14 protein-coding genes are annotated in these 16,281 nt (G+C 40.4%); 11 read left to right on the top strand and 3 right to left on the bottom strand.

Features of this window, described 5'->3' with window-relative positions:
• From GXZ13_03085 to GXZ13_03115, 7 genes are all read left to right on the top strand, one after another.
• Nucleotides 1-774 carry a TIGR00282 family metallophosphoesterase gene (locus GXZ13_03085; protein NLX74822.1) on the top strand — a complete coding sequence of 258 codons (774 nt, stop codon included), beginning with the start codon at nucleotides 1-3 and terminating at the stop codon, nucleotides 772-774.
• Nucleotides 775-954: 180 nt separating this feature from the next.
• The gene (locus GXZ13_03090) at nucleotides 955-2,289 is read left to right on the top strand and encodes a sodium-dependent transporter (GenBank protein NLX74823.1); all 1,335 of its coding nucleotides are present in this window, start codon (nucleotides 955-957) and stop codon (nucleotides 2,287-2,289) included.
• A 110-nt stretch (nucleotides 2,290-2,399) separates the two neighbouring features.
• Nucleotides 2,400-2,816, top strand: coding sequence for a hypothetical protein (locus GXZ13_03095; protein ID NLX74824.1), 417 nt, complete (start codon nucleotides 2,400-2,402; stop codon nucleotides 2,814-2,816).
• 64 nt (nucleotides 2,817-2,880) lie between these two features.
• Nucleotides 2,881-4,176, top strand: coding sequence for a beta-aspartyl-peptidase (locus GXZ13_03100; protein ID NLX74825.1), 1,296 nt, complete (start codon nucleotides 2,881-2,883; stop codon nucleotides 4,174-4,176).
• A gap of 12 nt (nucleotides 4,177-4,188) precedes the next feature.
• Entirely contained in the window at nucleotides 4,189-5,496 is a 1,308-nt protein-coding gene (gene grdB, locus GXZ13_03105) for a glycine reductase complex selenoprotein B (GenBank protein NLX74826.1), read from the top strand.
• A 192-nt stretch (nucleotides 5,497-5,688) separates the two neighbouring features.
• Nucleotides 5,689-7,224, top strand: a complete 1,536-nt coding sequence (locus tag GXZ13_03110) for a glycine reductase (protein NLX74827.1) — start codon at nucleotides 5,689-5,691, stop codon at nucleotides 7,222-7,224.
• Nucleotides 7,225-7,234: 10 nt separating this feature from the next.
• Complete coding sequence (locus GXZ13_03115) at nucleotides 7,235-8,410, top strand: glycine reductase (protein NLX74828.1); 1,176 nt, start codon at nucleotides 7,235-7,237, stop codon at nucleotides 8,408-8,410.
• Between the two features lie 94 nt (nucleotides 8,411-8,504).
• Here GXZ13_03115 and GXZ13_03120 read toward each other — a convergent pair whose 3' ends face one another.
• From GXZ13_03120 to GXZ13_03130, 3 genes are all read right to left on the bottom strand, one after another.
• Nucleotides 8,505-9,509, bottom strand: a complete 1,005-nt coding sequence (locus tag GXZ13_03120) for an electron transfer flavoprotein subunit alpha/FixB family protein (protein ID NLX74829.1) — start codon at nucleotides 9,507-9,509, stop codon at nucleotides 8,505-8,507.
• Nucleotides 9,506-10,318, bottom strand: a complete 813-nt coding sequence (locus GXZ13_03125; protein ID NLX74830.1) for an electron transfer flavoprotein subunit beta/FixA family protein — start codon at nucleotides 10,316-10,318, stop codon at nucleotides 9,506-9,508. Before GXZ13_03125 ends, GXZ13_03120 begins: the two co-directional genes overlap by 4 nt.
• 166 nt (nucleotides 10,319-10,484) lie before the next feature.
• Nucleotides 10,485-11,387, bottom strand: coding sequence for a hypothetical protein (locus GXZ13_03130; GenBank protein NLX74831.1), 903 nt, complete (start codon nucleotides 11,385-11,387; stop codon nucleotides 10,485-10,487).
• Nucleotides 11,388-11,614: 227 nt separating this feature from the next.
• Between GXZ13_03130 and GXZ13_03135 the strand changes: the two genes are divergently transcribed.
• Genes GXZ13_03135 through GXZ13_03150 form a run of 4 tightly spaced genes read left to right on the top strand, consistent with a single transcriptional unit; the run spans nucleotide 11,615 to nucleotide 16,204 of the window.
• Nucleotides 11,615-13,552 (top strand): transketolase, encoded by a 1,938-nt coding sequence (locus GXZ13_03135; protein ID NLX74832.1) that lies wholly within the window; start codon nucleotides 11,615-11,617, stop codon nucleotides 13,550-13,552.
• A gap of 36 nt (nucleotides 13,553-13,588) precedes the next feature.
• A complete protein-coding gene (locus GXZ13_03140; protein ID NLX74833.1) occupies nucleotides 13,589-14,143 on the top strand; it encodes an epoxyqueuosine reductase QueH in 555 nt (184 codons plus the stop codon).
• Nucleotides 14,140-15,129: a hydrogenase expression protein gene (locus GXZ13_03145; GenBank protein ID NLX74834.1), complete on the top strand. Its 990-nt coding sequence runs from the start codon at nucleotides 14,140-14,142 to the stop codon at nucleotides 15,127-15,129. Before GXZ13_03140 ends, GXZ13_03145 begins: the two co-directional genes overlap by 4 nt.
• Nucleotides 15,119-16,204, top strand: coding sequence for an aminopeptidase P family protein (locus GXZ13_03150; protein ID NLX74835.1), 1,086 nt, complete (start codon nucleotides 15,119-15,121; stop codon nucleotides 16,202-16,204). The genes GXZ13_03145 and GXZ13_03150 overlap by 11 nt, the downstream gene beginning before the upstream one ends.
• The last annotated feature ends 77 nt before the right edge of the window (nucleotides 16,205-16,281 follow it).

Here is a 16,281-nt window from a genome sequence, read left to right on the forward strand (position 1 = left end):
ATGAAAATACTTTTTATAGGTGATATTATGGGGCGCCCGGGACGAGAAGCATTCGCCAGGGCGCTTCCTTCTATGCGCACAGAGTATGGTCCTTTTGATTTCATCGTTGCAAACGGGGAAAATAGTGCAGCGGGAAGAGGGCTTACAGAAAAAATCATGAATGAACTCTTCTCTATGGGGATAGATATCCTCACAAGTGGAAATCATATTTGGGATAAAAAAGATTTTATCCCTTACTTGGACTCTGAACCTAGAGTGCTTCGCCCTGCGAATTATCCTGAGGGAGCGCCTGGGAGAGGGTTTGGAGTCTATGAGAAAAACGGAGAAAAATTAGCTGTAATATGTTTACAAGGAAGAGCTTTCATGCCCCCTCTCGACTGTCCCTTTAAAGAGGCAGAAAGAATTTTAGAGCAAATTGAAACAACGGCCATATTTGTAGATATGCATGCAGAAGCATCTTCAGAAAAACGGGCGTTGGCGTTAAAGCTTGATGGCAAAGTCTCAGCCGTAGTTGGAACACATACACACGTACAAACAGCTGATGAAGAAGTTCTCCCCAGTGGGACTGCTTTTATCTCAGATGTAGGTATGACTGGTGGTCACGCTGGAGTTATTGGGATGACCTATGAATCTGTAATTCCAAAATTTTTGTATGGTACGCCCAGCAAATTTGAAATATGTAATGAGGGGATCAAATTACAGGCAGTTGCTATAAGTATAGACAACGAAACCGGAAGAGCTATGGATATAAAGAGAATTAATATATCGTTGTAACAAAATGACGAAAGCGTTTTAATGCTTTCGTCATTTTTTCTTTTTTATCAACATACAGTCAGTAATAAAACAAAAATTGCATATATTTACGTACTTAAACAAATATTATTGTATAATCATGAATTAAAGGTTTTTATATTGTTTAATACAAGCTTCTAAAATTCGAAAGGGGTTGCATTTATGTCTGAAAAAAGAGAACAGTGGGGCAGTAAGTTTGGTTTTATCATGGCTGCCGCAGGCTCCGCAATCGGTCTTGGAAATATCTGGCGTTTTCCCTATATAACAGGTAAATATGGTGGCGCCGCATTTGTATTAGTTTATTTAGCTATAGTTATTATTCTTGGAATGTCCCTAATGTTGGCTGAGTTTGCAATAGGACGCTGCGCGAAACAAGATGCAGTCGGTTCTTTTAAAAAGCTTGGCGGAGGACTCTGGCCCATAGTTGGTTGGATGGGTTTCTTTGTAGCTTTCGTGGTTCTTTCCTACTATTTAGTTATCTCTGGTTGGACAGTTGCCTATATATTTAAGTCTTTTACAGGTCTTATGGACTCCGCTGCTCTAGGCAAAACAGGCGAGGTATTTGTTAATTTTATTTCAAATCCTGTACAAGCCATAACCTATCACCTAATAGTTATGGGAATAGTAATCGGGATTGTGTACAAAGGTATCTCAGGAGGTATAGAAAAAAGCTGCAAGGTTCTTATGCCTGCTCTTTTTATTATATTGCTGGTACTTATTGTTCGTTCGTTAACCTTCCCAGGAGCTATGGCTGGGCTTGAGTTTTACCTAAAACCTGATTTTTCAAAATTAACCGGTGAAGCTATATTAGCTGCTGTTGGGCAAGGCTTCTTTTCTTTATCGCTTGCAATGGGCATAATGATTACATATGGAAGCTATATACCAAAAGAAGAGTATCTTCCCTCAGCTGTGCAAAAGGTTGTTTTCTTGGATACATTGGCGGCGATTTTAGCTGGATTGGTTATTTTTCCAGCAGCATTTGCTTTCGGTGTAGCGCCAAATAGCGGAGTAGGCCTTACATTCGTAACATTACCGGTTGTATTTTCAAAAATGCCGCTAGGATTCGCATTCTCTTCCGCATTCTTTGTTCTTCTTTTCATATCAGCATTGACCTCTGCTATTTCACTTTTTGAAGTTGTTGTTGCTTATGGCATTGACCAGCTTAAATGGAGCAGAATAAAATCAGTCATCATTATGGGGATTGCGATTGCGCTTTTCGGAATACCCTCAGCATTGGGTGAAGGTGGACATTTTATAAAAATAGCCGGAAAAACTTTCCTTGATTTTGCAGACTACATTACAAACAACGTGGTTATGCCGCTTGGCGGAATATTTATCTGTCTTTTTGTGGGATGGTTCTGGGTCAAGGGAGCGAAAGATGAGATTACCGACAACGGAAAAATCTCCTTCCCCTCGTACAACATTTGGCTCTGGATTTGTCGTATCCTCGCACCTATTACAAATGCTTTAATTTTCTATAATGGTCTTAAGTGGTAAAAAGTAAATAAACACACTAAAATAATTGTCGCAGTCTTGACTGCGACAATTATTTTTCTATTTATTTTAAAAAAACAAAAAATGTATTTAATTAAAAGTGAGGTAATTCTTTGCACCCTTCGCTTTTTTTGTATCTAACCGTAACGAATAATCCATATATCATAGAACGAGTCAAAGGTGCGAAGTTACTTAAAGGCACTGCTCTTGATGTCATGACAGAGGCTCGTAATTTAGTACACGCCGGTTGGAATTTAGTTACGAGCCCTCTATATGGAAATTTTAAACCCAATCAACAACCCTACAGAACTATTGTTTTAAGCAAGTGGAAGGGCGACAATAATATGCCTACGGACTTTGAATTCTTAAATTATTTGGAAGAAGCAATAAGTATTTATAAAGACGCTCCTATAATAAGGCAAGTTGGAGAATTCTCCGAGGAAATAGATATAGATTTTAGACAGCTCGACTTCATGTTAATGTCAAAAACATTTCAAAACTGCGGACTACTTCTTTCCCCGTTAAATTAAAATTAGGGGAGTATAATATAGAAAAGTATTCATGTGAAGCAAAATGCATAAAGGGGGAATTTTTGTGAAATTAGAACTGCAAAAAGCATTAGTAAAAGGGATAGTCTGGGGCAATAAGACAGAACTACTCAAAGATTCAACCCTTCAAATCAACAAAAATGAGCTTTTGGAGTTTGTTTCTGATGTGGAAAATTTTAGCGCCATAGACGCGGACTTGGCCAGACCTGGCGAAAAGGTCAGGATTGTGCCAGTAAAAGATGTCATTCAACCTCGCTACAAAATAGAGGGAAAGGGACAGGTCTTTCCCGGTATGATTAGCGACGTCGAAACTGTGGGAGAAGGCAAAACCTTTGTGCTTGAAGGTGCCGCAGTGGTAACTTGCGGAAAAATTATTAACTTTCAAGAGGGAATAATAGATATGTCGGGAGAAGGAGCCAAATACACTCCTTTTTCAAAAACAATGAATATGGTCCTTGTAGTAGAAAGAAAAGAGGGGCTTGAAAATCACGCATACGAAGAAGCGTGTAGAATGGCAGGTTTTAAGGCTGCCCTCTATCTCGCAAAAAAAGCATACGAGAGTGGAGCTAAAGCGGATAGTATAGAAACATATGAAATGCCGTCTCTTTCAGAAAGACTCTCAGAACATCCCCAACTTCCTAAGGTTGCCTACTTATATATGTTGCAAACTCAAGGCCTTCTACATGACAGCTATGTTTATGGTGTTGATGTCAAAAATATTATTCCCACTCTTATCAGCCCAACCGAAATTATGGATGGCGCAATAGTATCTGGGAATTGTGTTTCTGCTTGCGACAAAAATAGTACTTACACTCACCAAAATAATCCAGTAATAAATAAACTATACGAACATCACGGCAAGGACCTAAACTTCGTCGGAGTAATTATTACAAATGAAAATGTTACTTTGGCAGATAAAAGACGCAGCTCCTCCTACGCTGTTAAACTTGCAACAATGATAGGAGTAGACGGACTCATAATAAGTGAAGAAGGATTCGGGAACCCTGATGCAGATCTCATAATGAACTGTACAAAAGCAGAAAAAGTCGGAATAAAAACTGTTTTGATAACGGACGAATATGCCGGCCGCGATGGGGCAAGCCAATCGTTGGCAGATGCAGCTCCTGAAGCTGATGCAGTAGTAACAGCCGGCAACGCAAATGAAATAGTAGTTCTTCCCAAAATGGACAAGATTATAGGTTTCACAGAATATGTAGACATCATCGCAGGCGGATTTGACGGTTCTCTTCGTCCCGACGGAACAATAGAGGTAGAACTTCAAGCCATAACAGGTTCCACATCGGAACTTGGATTCACAAATATTGGCGCCAAGAGCTGGTAGGAGGGTAAGAAGATGACATATAGAGTCGTACATTATATCAATCAGTTTTTTGCCGGCATTGGAGGAGAAGAAAAAGCAGACATAGCTCCTGAATCTCGCCCAGGCGTAGTTGGCCCCGGTATGGCTTTAAAAGCATCATTCGGTTCACAAGCAGAAATTGTGGGGACCGTAATTTGTGGAGATGGCTACTTTGCTGAGAATATGGAGTCAGCCACAGATGAAGTGCTAAAACTAATAGCAGAATTTAAACCGGATGCTTTTGTAGCAGGCCCGGCTTTTAATGCCGGACGCTATGGTACGGCCTGTGGTGCTGTTTGCGAGGCTGTTTCAAGGCAGCTAAACATTCCGGTTGTTACAGGAATGTATCCTGAGAATCCCGGCGTTGATATGTATCGCAAGTCAGTATACATAGTTGAAACAGAGGGAAGTGCCAGAGGACTGAAAGATGCTGCTCCAGCAATGGCGAAACTCCTTCTCAAAGCACTTTCTCCTGAAGGATTAGGTAGTCCGCAAGATGATGGATACCTTTCTCGCGGAGTTCGTATTAACTGTTTCTTTGAAAAAACCGGAGCCACACGTGCTGTTGAGATGCTTATTAAAAAATTAAAGGGTGAAAAGTTTGAGACGGAATATCCCATGCCCTCATTTGACAGAGTGCCCCCTGCGGCTGCACTTACAGACTTGGAAGAAGCGACCATCGCTGTCATCACTTCTGGAGGGGTAGTCCCGAAAGGAAATCCTGATCGCATAGAATCGTCAAGTGCAAGTAAATTTGGCACATACAGTATATTGAACGTACAGTCTGCAAACAAAGAAAATTATCAGACTGCACATGGCGGATATGACCCGACATGCGTGAATGAAGATCCTAACAGAGCTCTTCCAGTTGACGTGCTACGTGAAATGGAAAGAGAGGGAGTATTCAAAAAACTTTACGAATACTTCTCGACAACCGTTGGGAATGGGACCTCTACAGCTAATGCAAAAAAGTTTGGGATAGCAATAGGAGAACAGCTCAAAAAAGATCATGTGGATGCAGTAATTCTTACTTCAACTTGAGGAACTTGCACTCGTTGCGGTGCAACGATGGTAAAAGCTATAGAAAGCTATGGGATTCCGGTAGTACACGTGTGTACAATCGTGCCAATTTCACAAACGGTAGGAGCGAATAGAATTGTCCCCGCCGTAGCAATACCTTATCCTCTGGGAGACCCATCAAAATCTCCGTCAGAGGAAAAAGATCTTCGCAGAACAATACTTGAAAAAGCTCTAAAAGCACTACAGACACCTGTTACCGAGCAAACAGTGTTTACAGATTAAAATATTAAAATAACAAGGCAGTTGTGAACGTGAGTTTCAACTGCCTTGTTACTACCTCTGCAGAATACTTAAAATACTTTAATACTGCAACTTAGATTGAGAAATTAATAGCCATAGTAAGAATCTCTAAACTCTTACTGTATCTGTGGTTATATAATCCTAATAATTTAACTTAAACAGGGAGGAACTGAAATGCCCAAAGCCGCAATTAAAGCAGCCTCATATTCGTTAAACCATGTGCCTGAACTGGCTATTTTTTATGGCAATACGCCCTATGTAGAAAGATCGAAACATCCTAACTCAGAATTTCTTACCGAACTTCCAAAACATGTTCAACAATACAATGAAGCAGCTGGATATCCACCAAATAAAACTTACATAGGTTCTTTAACGATTGATGAATTAGAGGCTAAAGTTCAACCTTGGCACGAAAATCTCGACAAATCGACAGAACGGTATGGCAAATACGGAGAGATTATGCCTGAAGACGAGACAATTGGATTCTTGGATATTTGTGACGTTTTCGATCTTATATGGTTAGAAAAAGAATTCGCCGAATCAATTAGGAAGAAGCTGGCGAAACATCCACTAATGAGAGAAGAGATTTTGTCGCGCCTTGAAAAAGGACATGAGCTTTCAGAAATAAATGATGAAATCTCAAAATCAACAGCTCTGCCACTTTATTTCGAAAATAAAGTAGTAGGCTGTTGTAGAAGGGCGCATGAATCAGATCCAAATCTCACTTCCTATGAGCTTCTTGTAAATATAACATCCAAGGCCACGGCGGTTCTATCTCTTCTTCATCTTATAAAAAGTAGCAATCTGAAAGCAGAAGAAATTGATTTTGTTATAGAGTGTTCTGAAGAGGCAGCGGGAGATATGAATCAGCGCGGTGGCGGCAACTTCGCTAAGGCAATAGCTGAAATAGCAGGTTGTACAAATGCTTCTGGCTGCGATGTCCGTGGTTTTTGTGCAGGACCGGTACATGCAATACTCAGCGGAGCTTCAATGGTAGCAGCTGGAACCAGAAAGAACGTTGCAGTTGTAGCAGGAGGAGCCATTCCCAAACTTTATATGAACTCACGTGACCACGTGAAAAAACAGCTTCCCGCACTTGAAAACTGTCTTGGCTCATTTGGAGTTTTGATAGTTCCTGAAGACGGCATTTCACCGGTAATACGTCTAGATGCGATAGGGAAGCATACTGTTGGTGCCGGTGCTTCTCCCCAAGCGGTAACATCTGTTCTTACATACGAACCTCTGCAAAAAATAGGCTTAACTCTCAACGATGTAGATAAATATGCTCCTGAACTTCAAAATCCAGAAATCACACTGCCAGCAGGAGCGGGCAATGTGCCGGAAGCAAACTTTAAAATGATTGCGGCTCTTGGTGTAATGAAAGGGCAAATAGAAAAAAGCGATATGCTAACCTTTATAAAAAAACATGGAATGACAGGTTTCGCACACACACAAGGGCACATCCCTTCGGGAGTTCCATACATTGGTCATGCTATAGATGCTATGGCCTCCGGCACAATAAACAGAGCAATGATTATAGGTAAGGGAAGTTTATTTTTGGGACGTCTAACAAACCTGGCAGATGGAGCCTCTTTTTTATTAGAAAGGGCAACAGGCCGGGTAGAGTCTGAAAGTGCAACTACAAAAGAGGAAATTCGAACACTAATATTGGAATCTCTCATAGAAATAGCTGAAGGCCTGAATAAATAAGGTGAAAAATATGGACAATATAAATTCAAAAGCCGAAACAAAAAAAATAATAGGCGAAGTCCTAACAGAGATAGTCGAAAGTGTCAAATACGGAAACTTTAAAAAGACAAAAATCGGCTTAATGGTTTATGGAAGCGAGTTGGGAGAAGAAGAGCTGCTCAAGGGCGCTTTCCGCGCCATGCAAAATGATCCTTCCATTGAAGTTGTCCCTATTGGGCCGAAACTCGAAGGTTACGAAAATTACGAATGGATAGAAACTCAAGCTTGTGAAAGTGAAGTTTCCGAGGCAATGGAGAAAGCACTTAGAAATGGCGAGATTGAAGGTGCGGTGGCCCTACACTATCCATTCCCTCTCGGAATAATTACCATTGGCAGAATAATAACCCCAGCAAAAGGTAATTCTTGTTTTATAGCTTCATCAACAGGTTCATCTTCAGCAAACAGAGTTGAAGCTATGATACGAAATGCCATTTTAGCCATAGCCACAGCAAAGGCAAATGGCATTGCTAACCCGACAATAGGGATATTAAATCTTGATGGAGCACGTACAGCACTTCGTGCACTTCAAAAACTAAATGAAAACGGATATAAAATAAATTTTGCATCAAGCGCCAGAAAAGACGGAGGAGCCATACTCAGGGGGAATGATCTTCTTATCGGAGTTGCGGATATCTGCGTAACAGACACATTAACAGGCAATGTACTCATGAAACTGTTTTCAGCATGGAATACAGGAGGCAACTTCGAATCAGTCGGTTGGGGTTACGGTCCTTCTGTTGGTGATGGCTGGGATAAAGTAGTATCCATAATCTCTAGAGTATCAGGAGCCCCTGTTGTGGCAAATGCACTCTCATACAATGCTAAATCAGTGAGAAATGAATTGTCCACAAAAGTTCGGGAAGAGCTTGTCCTGGCCCAAAAAGCAGGTTTAGACGAAATAATAAATTCAATTAGCTCAAGAGAAACTGTAGAAAACCCGTGTGAGGTTAAAGCTCCGGAAAAAGAGACAACAGATGAGGAGCTCCAAGGTATAGATGTATTGGAAATAGAAAATGCAGTTATAACACTTTGGAAAGCCGGAGTATATGCAGAGTCTTCAATGGGCTGTACCGGCCCCGTTGTAAAGTTTTCGTCATCTAAAAAAGAAATGGTCAGAAAAATACTCAAAGAAAACGGCTATATATAGAAAATAGCAAATTAAAGAAAAATAAAAGTGATATAAAAAAAGAGACCTGGTTAAAGGTCTCTTTTAATTGGCTAGAAGTTTTAACGAGAAACAATTACCTATTTTTTCGTGATTTTATCCTCTCAATGAGAGCTTCAAGCACTTCCATTGCATCACCTTGGATACTTAAGTCTGCTACTCTAAAGATAGGGGCTTCCGGGTCGCTATTTATGGCGATGATTGTTTCCGAACCGGAAGTTCCAGCGATATGCTGTACTGCTCCTGATATACCGAAAGCAAGATACATTCTAGGAGTAACTGCCTTTCCACTAAGTCCTATCTGAGCTGAATAGGGAGCCCATCCCAAGTCTACTGCGGCTCTCGATGCGCCCACAGAGCCTTCTAAAAGTTCAGCAAGCTCATTTAATCTTGCGAAATTTTTCCCCGTCTTCATTCCCTTTCCACCTGCGACGATCAGCTCTGCTTCTTGTAAAGGTAGTCCTACGCTTCCCTCAGCTTCAAAACCGATATAAGTAAGCAGGGAGTCTAGTGCGTCTTGGGGTACCGATTCCTCTATCACAACGCCTTCATGTTTTTCGTTTTTTGCTAGTGGTCTTTTTGACTTAGGTCTCACTGTACACATCTGTGGATGTCTACCTATTGTTTTTATATCTGCCATGACATTTCCGCCTATTGCAGGTCTTGTCTGTATAAGCTCTTTTGTATTAGGGTCAATTGACATTTCAGTACAGTCTGCAGTAAGGCCGCATCCCAGCCTTGCGCTCAGCAGAGGCATAATAGTTCTGCCCCGTGTGGTTGCTGATGCTATAAGAATAGAAGGCATATATTTGTCTATAAGTTTTTCAAGACTGTTTACAACAATATCAGAATGAAAGTTTTCAAACTTTGAATTATCTATTACGTAAACCTTGTCGGCACCGTAGGAAATTAAATCTCCGGCACAACTTTTTATATCGCTTCCTAGCACAATGCTTGCAAGGGGCGCATCTAATTTATCAGCTAACTCTCTTCCCCAAGCCAACAGTTCAAGAGAAACTGTATGAATTTTGCCTCCTCTGACCTCTGCTAAAGTCCAGACTTCCTTACCTACACGACTCATCTTGCCGCCTCCAAAAAGTTTCTATCCTCAAGTTTTTCTAAAATGGCTGTGAGCGCATCTTCAAAACAATCAGAAGTTTTAATTTTCTTCCCCTGTCTTGTAACTTTAGGGTAAGTTATCTTTACAACACGAGTCGGAGAACCTTTTAATCCCATCTCATCCTCTGATAAGTCGAGGACATCAGCCGTAACTGTTGGGATTTCACTCTGCTTGGCTTTTATTTTCCCATCCAAAGTACAAAGCCTTGGAATATTAATCTCTTTAATGGGAATGACAAAAGAGGGAAGAGGAGCTTCAAGAGTTTCATGTCCACCCTCAACGGCACGAACCACGCGGATACTATCTGTAGTTAATTTTTCAATTGCACTGACATAAGTAAACACGGGTAACTTGAGCAACTCAGCCACAGCAGGGCCGACTTGTCCTGTTTCGCCATCTGTCGCTCTTTCTCCGGCAAAAAACAGATCAAAAGGCCCTTCCTTTTCAAGGAACTTGGCCAGAGTTCTTGCTGTAGCCAAAGTATCAGCTCCGCCGAAACGTCTGTCAGTAAGCAGCACACCTCTGTCGCATCCCATTGCGATTGCATAAGTTGCGGTTTTTTTTGCCTGAGGAGGCCCCATTGTAATAGCTACTATCTCAGTTGGATGTTTGCCTCTGCTCTCTTTTATTCTTACTGCAGCTTCAATAGCGTGCAAGTCAAGCGGATTAAGTTCAGATTCGACGCCATCTCGAATCATGGTTCCTGTATTTTCGTCAATTTTAACCGTCTCTACTGACGGTACTTGTTTCACAAGTACAGCAATGCGCAAAGTACTTCCTCCATTCAATTTCTATATATTCATATGAGTGTAATTAAAATCAAAAGCTAATTATATATCATATTAACTTTATGGCTAACAAATTATCAGAGCAGGGGCTTCTCTTTTATTTAAAACAGAGAAGCCCCTACTCTGATAGCTGTAAATATGATTTTTATTATTTATTTCTCAGTCCGAGAAGTGCCTTTAGCTTATTAATCTTCTCCTTGCTTTCAACATCATTTGAAGAAACGCGCCAAAAATATCTTAAGAAAACAAATGCAAATCCGAGGAAGAGTCCCAAGAATGCAGAAAGCAGAGCAGTCTTTGCTCTCCCTCTGGGAAGAGGCTGGTCTGGCAGTTTGGGTGCGGAAACAAGCTGGATTACCAATGGAGCTTCTTCTCTGTATAAAGTACCCTCTTTATATAAAGAAAAAAGAGATAGAGTTCTAAGCAGTTCTTCAATTTCTTTGTTTGTATCCACTGTGCTATTCTGTTCTCTGTAAGCATTAATTTTTTCAATGTTTTTTTCTATTTCAGAAAGAATATAAGAGTTTTTTTGGTTAGAAATAGTTTTTCCCATTTCACTCATAATGTCTAAAGTATATTCGTAAAGTGACTTAGCTATATCAAGAGTTTTTTGAGGGTTTTTATTTTTTACTTCTACAGTAATTATGCCACTTTTATCTTCCATTTTTGTGTCAATACTATTTTTTAACATTTTTCTGGCAGTTGTATTGCTATATAAGGAACCGTCCTCTTTAATCAAGAGATTATTTTTTTTGATAACAGAATCCAAGACGGAATCGCTGAGCATAATTCCTGAGATAAGATTGCCGTCCGCGTAAATATTGAAATCGCCAGTTTTTGGGCTGTTTTGTGAAATTGGTGCTATTTGAAGTCTACTGACATATTCTGGTTTTTGAATAAAAATTCCGTACGACAATCCAAGGAGCAAGAAGAGAAATAGGAATGAAAGAATTATCTTTTTCCCCTCAGCAATAATGAGCAAAATATCTAATATAGAAATTTCGTCTCCTTCATCTTCGTAAGTTATTATTTGATTATTTAATTCCTGCAAAATCATACCCCCAAAAAAATTATAAAATATACAAATTTAAAGTAGGAACCGCTTGTTTTATAGCTATTTTCTAAGCCATAATTTTATCATATATATCAGATAAGACAAAAGTAAATAAAGAAACAGCGTGAAATAGAAGTCTACAAAAAGATACTGTTATAGAGTAGAATTAATACATATGACAGCTGTATTTTTTTGTTTGATTATTGAAAGGGGTTTTATGCAAAATGAAAGTAGTCGATGAAATCAAAGGGTTTAAGGCGAATGCTATCAGCGCTGAAGGCATAGAAGAACTAAAAAACGCCGCAAGAAAAGCACGTCTTTGGTCTGTACTGGCAACTTCGGTTGCTAACAGTGGGCATCCGGCCGGAGCGCTTTCATCTATTGACATATATATGACTCTGCTTGGAGTTGCGAATATGAGTCTTGAAAACTGCAACGACCAAGAGAGAGATCGAATTGTTATATGCCACGGACATACATCTGCTGGCTACTATTCGGCTTTAGCCTCATACGGATTTTTTGAGCCTAAAGAAATGTATAGCAACTTTAGACGAGCCGGCAGCCCCTTTCAGGGACACGTTGAAAGAGATGTTCCCGGAGTTGATTGGGGGACAGGCAATTTGGGGCAGGGCCTTTCCGCCGGTGTCGGATTTGCCCTAGCCGCCAGAGCCAGAGGATCAAACGCTAAAACTTGGGTAGTTATGGGAGATGGCGGTCAAGTCAAAGGACAAGTGGCTGAGGCTCGTAGAATAGCGATTAAAGAGAAGCTAAATAATCTCACGGCAATTGTAGATTGGAATGACATACAGATTAGTGGACGTCTAAATGAAGTAATGCCCTTTAATCTTTCGGAACTTTGGAAGGCGGATGGGTGGCACGTAATAGAATGTGACGGACACTCTTATAGCAAAATATATGAAGCCTTGAAAGCGGCAGACGCATACAATGGGTGTGCAGTGATTCTTTGTAGAACAGTCATGGGCAAGGGTGTTTCATTTATGCAAAACATCCCCGATTATCATGGAAAGGCCGCTACAGGAGAAAAACTCAAGCAAGCTTTAGAGGAGCTTGGCGGTTCTATGGAATTATATGAAGAAGCCCTTGAATTGAGAAAGGGAGCGTTGCCAAAAGGTCGCACAATATTACTCCCTGAGATAAAACTAGAGACTGGTACTCCCAAAACTTATACTAAAGAAGATAGTTTGGATAATAGAGGCGCCTTTGGCAAGGCTCTTGCGGAAGCAGGAAAACTTAATTACAAAGAGCCGGGCAGGACGCCCATGTTGGTCTTTGACTGTGATCTCTCCGGGTCGGTAAAGACTGACGGATTTTCTGCACTTTGCTGTGACAATTTTATACAGACAGGGATACAGGAGCATTCTACCGCTACCGCAGTAGGTGCTGCATCAACAGCAGGAGTGGTTTCTCTCTGGGCAGCTTTCGGAGTATTTGGCGTCGATGAAGTCTATAACCAGCAGAGACTGAACGATATAAATAGAACAAACTCTAAAGTTGTACTTACACATGTGGGGCTTGATGTTGGTGAAGATGGGATGACACACCAATGTATTGACTATTTGGGACTGCTTCGCAACACCTTTGGCTGGAAAGTTATTGTTCCTGCAGACCCAAATCAGACGGATAGAGCCACAAGATGGATGCTATCTCAGCCAGGTAACATCTGTATGGCTATGGGAAGAAGCAAGCTCAAGATTATTCAAAAAGAAGATGGCTCGCCTTTTTACGGCGATGATTACACTTTTAAATATGGTGCAATCGACACGATAAGAGAAGGTGAAGATGCAGTAATACTATCAATGGGGCATTTTGCTGGCCGTGCAGTTGCAGCACATGAAATCCTTGCGGAACAGGGAATCAAAGTAAAAGTGTTGCATTGTGCGACTCCGTTGGGAATGGACTCGGAAGAGCTCTTTAATCTGATAGGCAATCTGCCTACTGTCACATGCGAAGATCATCATATAAATACGGGAATAGGATCTATAGTATCACTGTTAGCAGCTCGCTCTGGAAAGGCTTTTAAACTTAAAAATATGGGTGTTTCAAGCTATGCTCTCTCAGGTGCGAGTGAAGAAGTAATCAGCAAGATGGAACTTAGCGTAGCGGATATTGCATCAGCAGTAAAAGAACTGCTTAAGAAATAGAACATAGAAAAACAGAAAATAACGGAGTCAGGTAGTTTGGAAGAGAAAAGATTATTATTACATATATGTTGTGCTCCCGATGCCACTGTTCCGTGGCCCGAACTCAAAGAAGAGGGCTACGAAACAACCGGTTTTTTTTATGGAGACAATATTCATCCAAAAGAAGAATTTGACAGAAGAGTAGAATCTCTTGCCTCTCTTTCACTATTTCTTGACGAGTCAACAGTATATAGACCATATGCCCCGGAAGAATGGTTGGAGGAAACAGCAGAACTAAAAGATGAACCGGAGCGTGGCAAACGCTGTATAAAATGTTTTGAACTTCAACTTAATGCAGCTGCAGATTATGCGAAGCAAAATAATTACAAATATCTTTCAACAACTCTAACAATAAGTCCGCATAAAGATGTGGCGTTAATAAATGAGCTAGGCAAAAGAATATCTCAAGAAAATGGATTGATTTGGGTTGAGAAAATCTGGAGGAAAAACAACGGATTTAAAAAATCAGTGGAAAGAAGCCTCCAGTTAAACTTATACAGACAAGATTACTGTGGATGTTTGTATTCAATACAAAGTAGGAATCAAATATGAACGAAGAAAAATTGCCTGAGGGCAAACTCTCCCCCCTATCTCTCAAAAAAAACATACTAACTTATACCGGTGCGCTTAAGCCGGAACTCCTAGTAGGCCCGGCAGTCGGTGAGGATGCTGCGGTGATAAAATGGCCGGAAGGGAAATACCTTGTTTTTTCATCAGATCCAATCGTAGGTGCAAGTATTGGAGCCGGTAAACTTTTGGTTCGGATAAACTCAAACGATATCGCTTCAAAGGGAGCAGATCCTGAATATCTCGTAGTTACGCTGATACTTCCTCCCTCAATGGGTGAGGAGGGAGCAGCTCAAATAATGAGAGAGATACATAATGAGTGTCTTTTACAAAATATTGCCATTGCTGGTGGACACACGGAATTTAACAGCGAGTATGATCGTCCTGTTATTTCTGCTGCAATGATAGGGACGGCAGATAGGGTCCTAAGAGCCTCTGATATCCAAACAGGTGATCTAGTTATAATAACAAAACATATTGCCATTGAAGGGATGTCAATAATAGCCACTGACAGACCAGACCTTCTTTCATCTTTTATGTCGGAAGAAGAGATAGAAAAAATGCGCAGTTGGTCAGATGAAATCTCAGTTCTAAACGAATCGAAAGCCGTTCGGAAAGTAGCTAAGTTTATGCACGACCCCACAGAAGGCGGTTTTATGGGAGGCGTAAAAGAAATATCTCTTTTATGCGGTCTGGAAGTTTTAATAGACCAAAATTCTCTGCCAATAGACCCTCTCACAAGACGAGCTTCAGAGAAACTCAAATTTAATCCTCTTAACTTGATTGCTTCCGGTAGTCTCATCGTAGTAGTAGCTAAAAAAGACTTGCCTGAGGCTCAAAAGTCACTAAGAGACTCAGGGATAGAGTTTACAGTTGTTGGTACGATTGGAGAGAAAATAAAAAGTGAGATGCCAGAATTTGAAGAAGAGCTGTGGCGTCTCCTAAAAATGGAGAAAATAGATGAACAGTAAAATATTGGAAAGAGTAGAAAATATACAGGCCAAACTTTTAAATAACAGACATAGCGTATTTGTTATAATAAATGATGAAGACTCAAATTGGGAAAACTTATATTACATGAGCGGTTTTCGTGGTACTTCAGGAGCATTGCTAATTTACTCTGACCATGTGGAACTGATATTGGATTCTCGCTACACAGAACAGGGGAAAATGCAATCTCCTCACGATGTATTAGAACAAAAATCAGGTCTTGTTGATGCAGTCATTGAAAGACTAGTAAATCACAACATAAAAGAAATATACTGTGAGGCCAAGAGAACCTCAGCCTCAATTTGGCTTAAACTTCTTTCTTCTAAAAGAGAAATACAGGATGCTTCAGAGCAGATTGAGGCGTTGAGAAGGAAAAAAGACGAATATGAAATAAGATGTATTATAAAAGCTGGACAAATAGCGTCCACTGCCTTTCTTGAAACACTGAATCACGTAAAGGAAGGAATGTCTGAAAAAGAGTTGCAATCACTTCTCAACTATAAAATTGCCACGCTTGGCGGAGAAATTGGTTTCGATATGATAGTAGCTTCCGGAATACGTAGTGCTCTTCCACATGGGAGAGCAAGCGAGAAAACAATTCAAAAGAATGAATGGGTTACAGTAGACTTTGGCGCTAGGTGGAATGGATATTTTTGTGATATTACAAGAAATTTTTCAATAGGTGTGCCGGATGAGCGAGCTACTTTCTATCACTCAATACTTTTGGAAGCACACAGAGCTTCGGCAGCCCTTCTTCAAAACAATGCAAGCGGAAGTGAAGTTCACAACAAGGCTGTGGAAGTCTTGGCCGCTCATAATTTAGATGCTTATTTCACACATGGTCTAGGCCATGGACTTGGTCTTGAAATACATGAAAGTCCATATCTAAGAAAAAGCATCAACGATATTTTAAGAACCGGAGACGTAGTCACAATTGAGCCGGGAATCTATATCGAAGGATGGGGTGGTTTGCGGCTAGAAGATGATTACCTCATAACAGAGAAGGGATCTCAGAGGTTAACCGATCAGCTAAATCAGCAATTCTACTTACTCTAAAAACATTAAGTCGTAAAAAATTGAAATTGTTATATAATTAAAAGCGGTTTAGATTACTAATCAAAGGAGGATACAAA

This window comes from Synergistaceae bacterium, assembly GCA_012728235.1.
In the GTDB taxonomy this organism is placed as follows: Bacteria; Synergistota; Synergistia; order Synergistales; family Synergistaceae; genus JAAYFL01.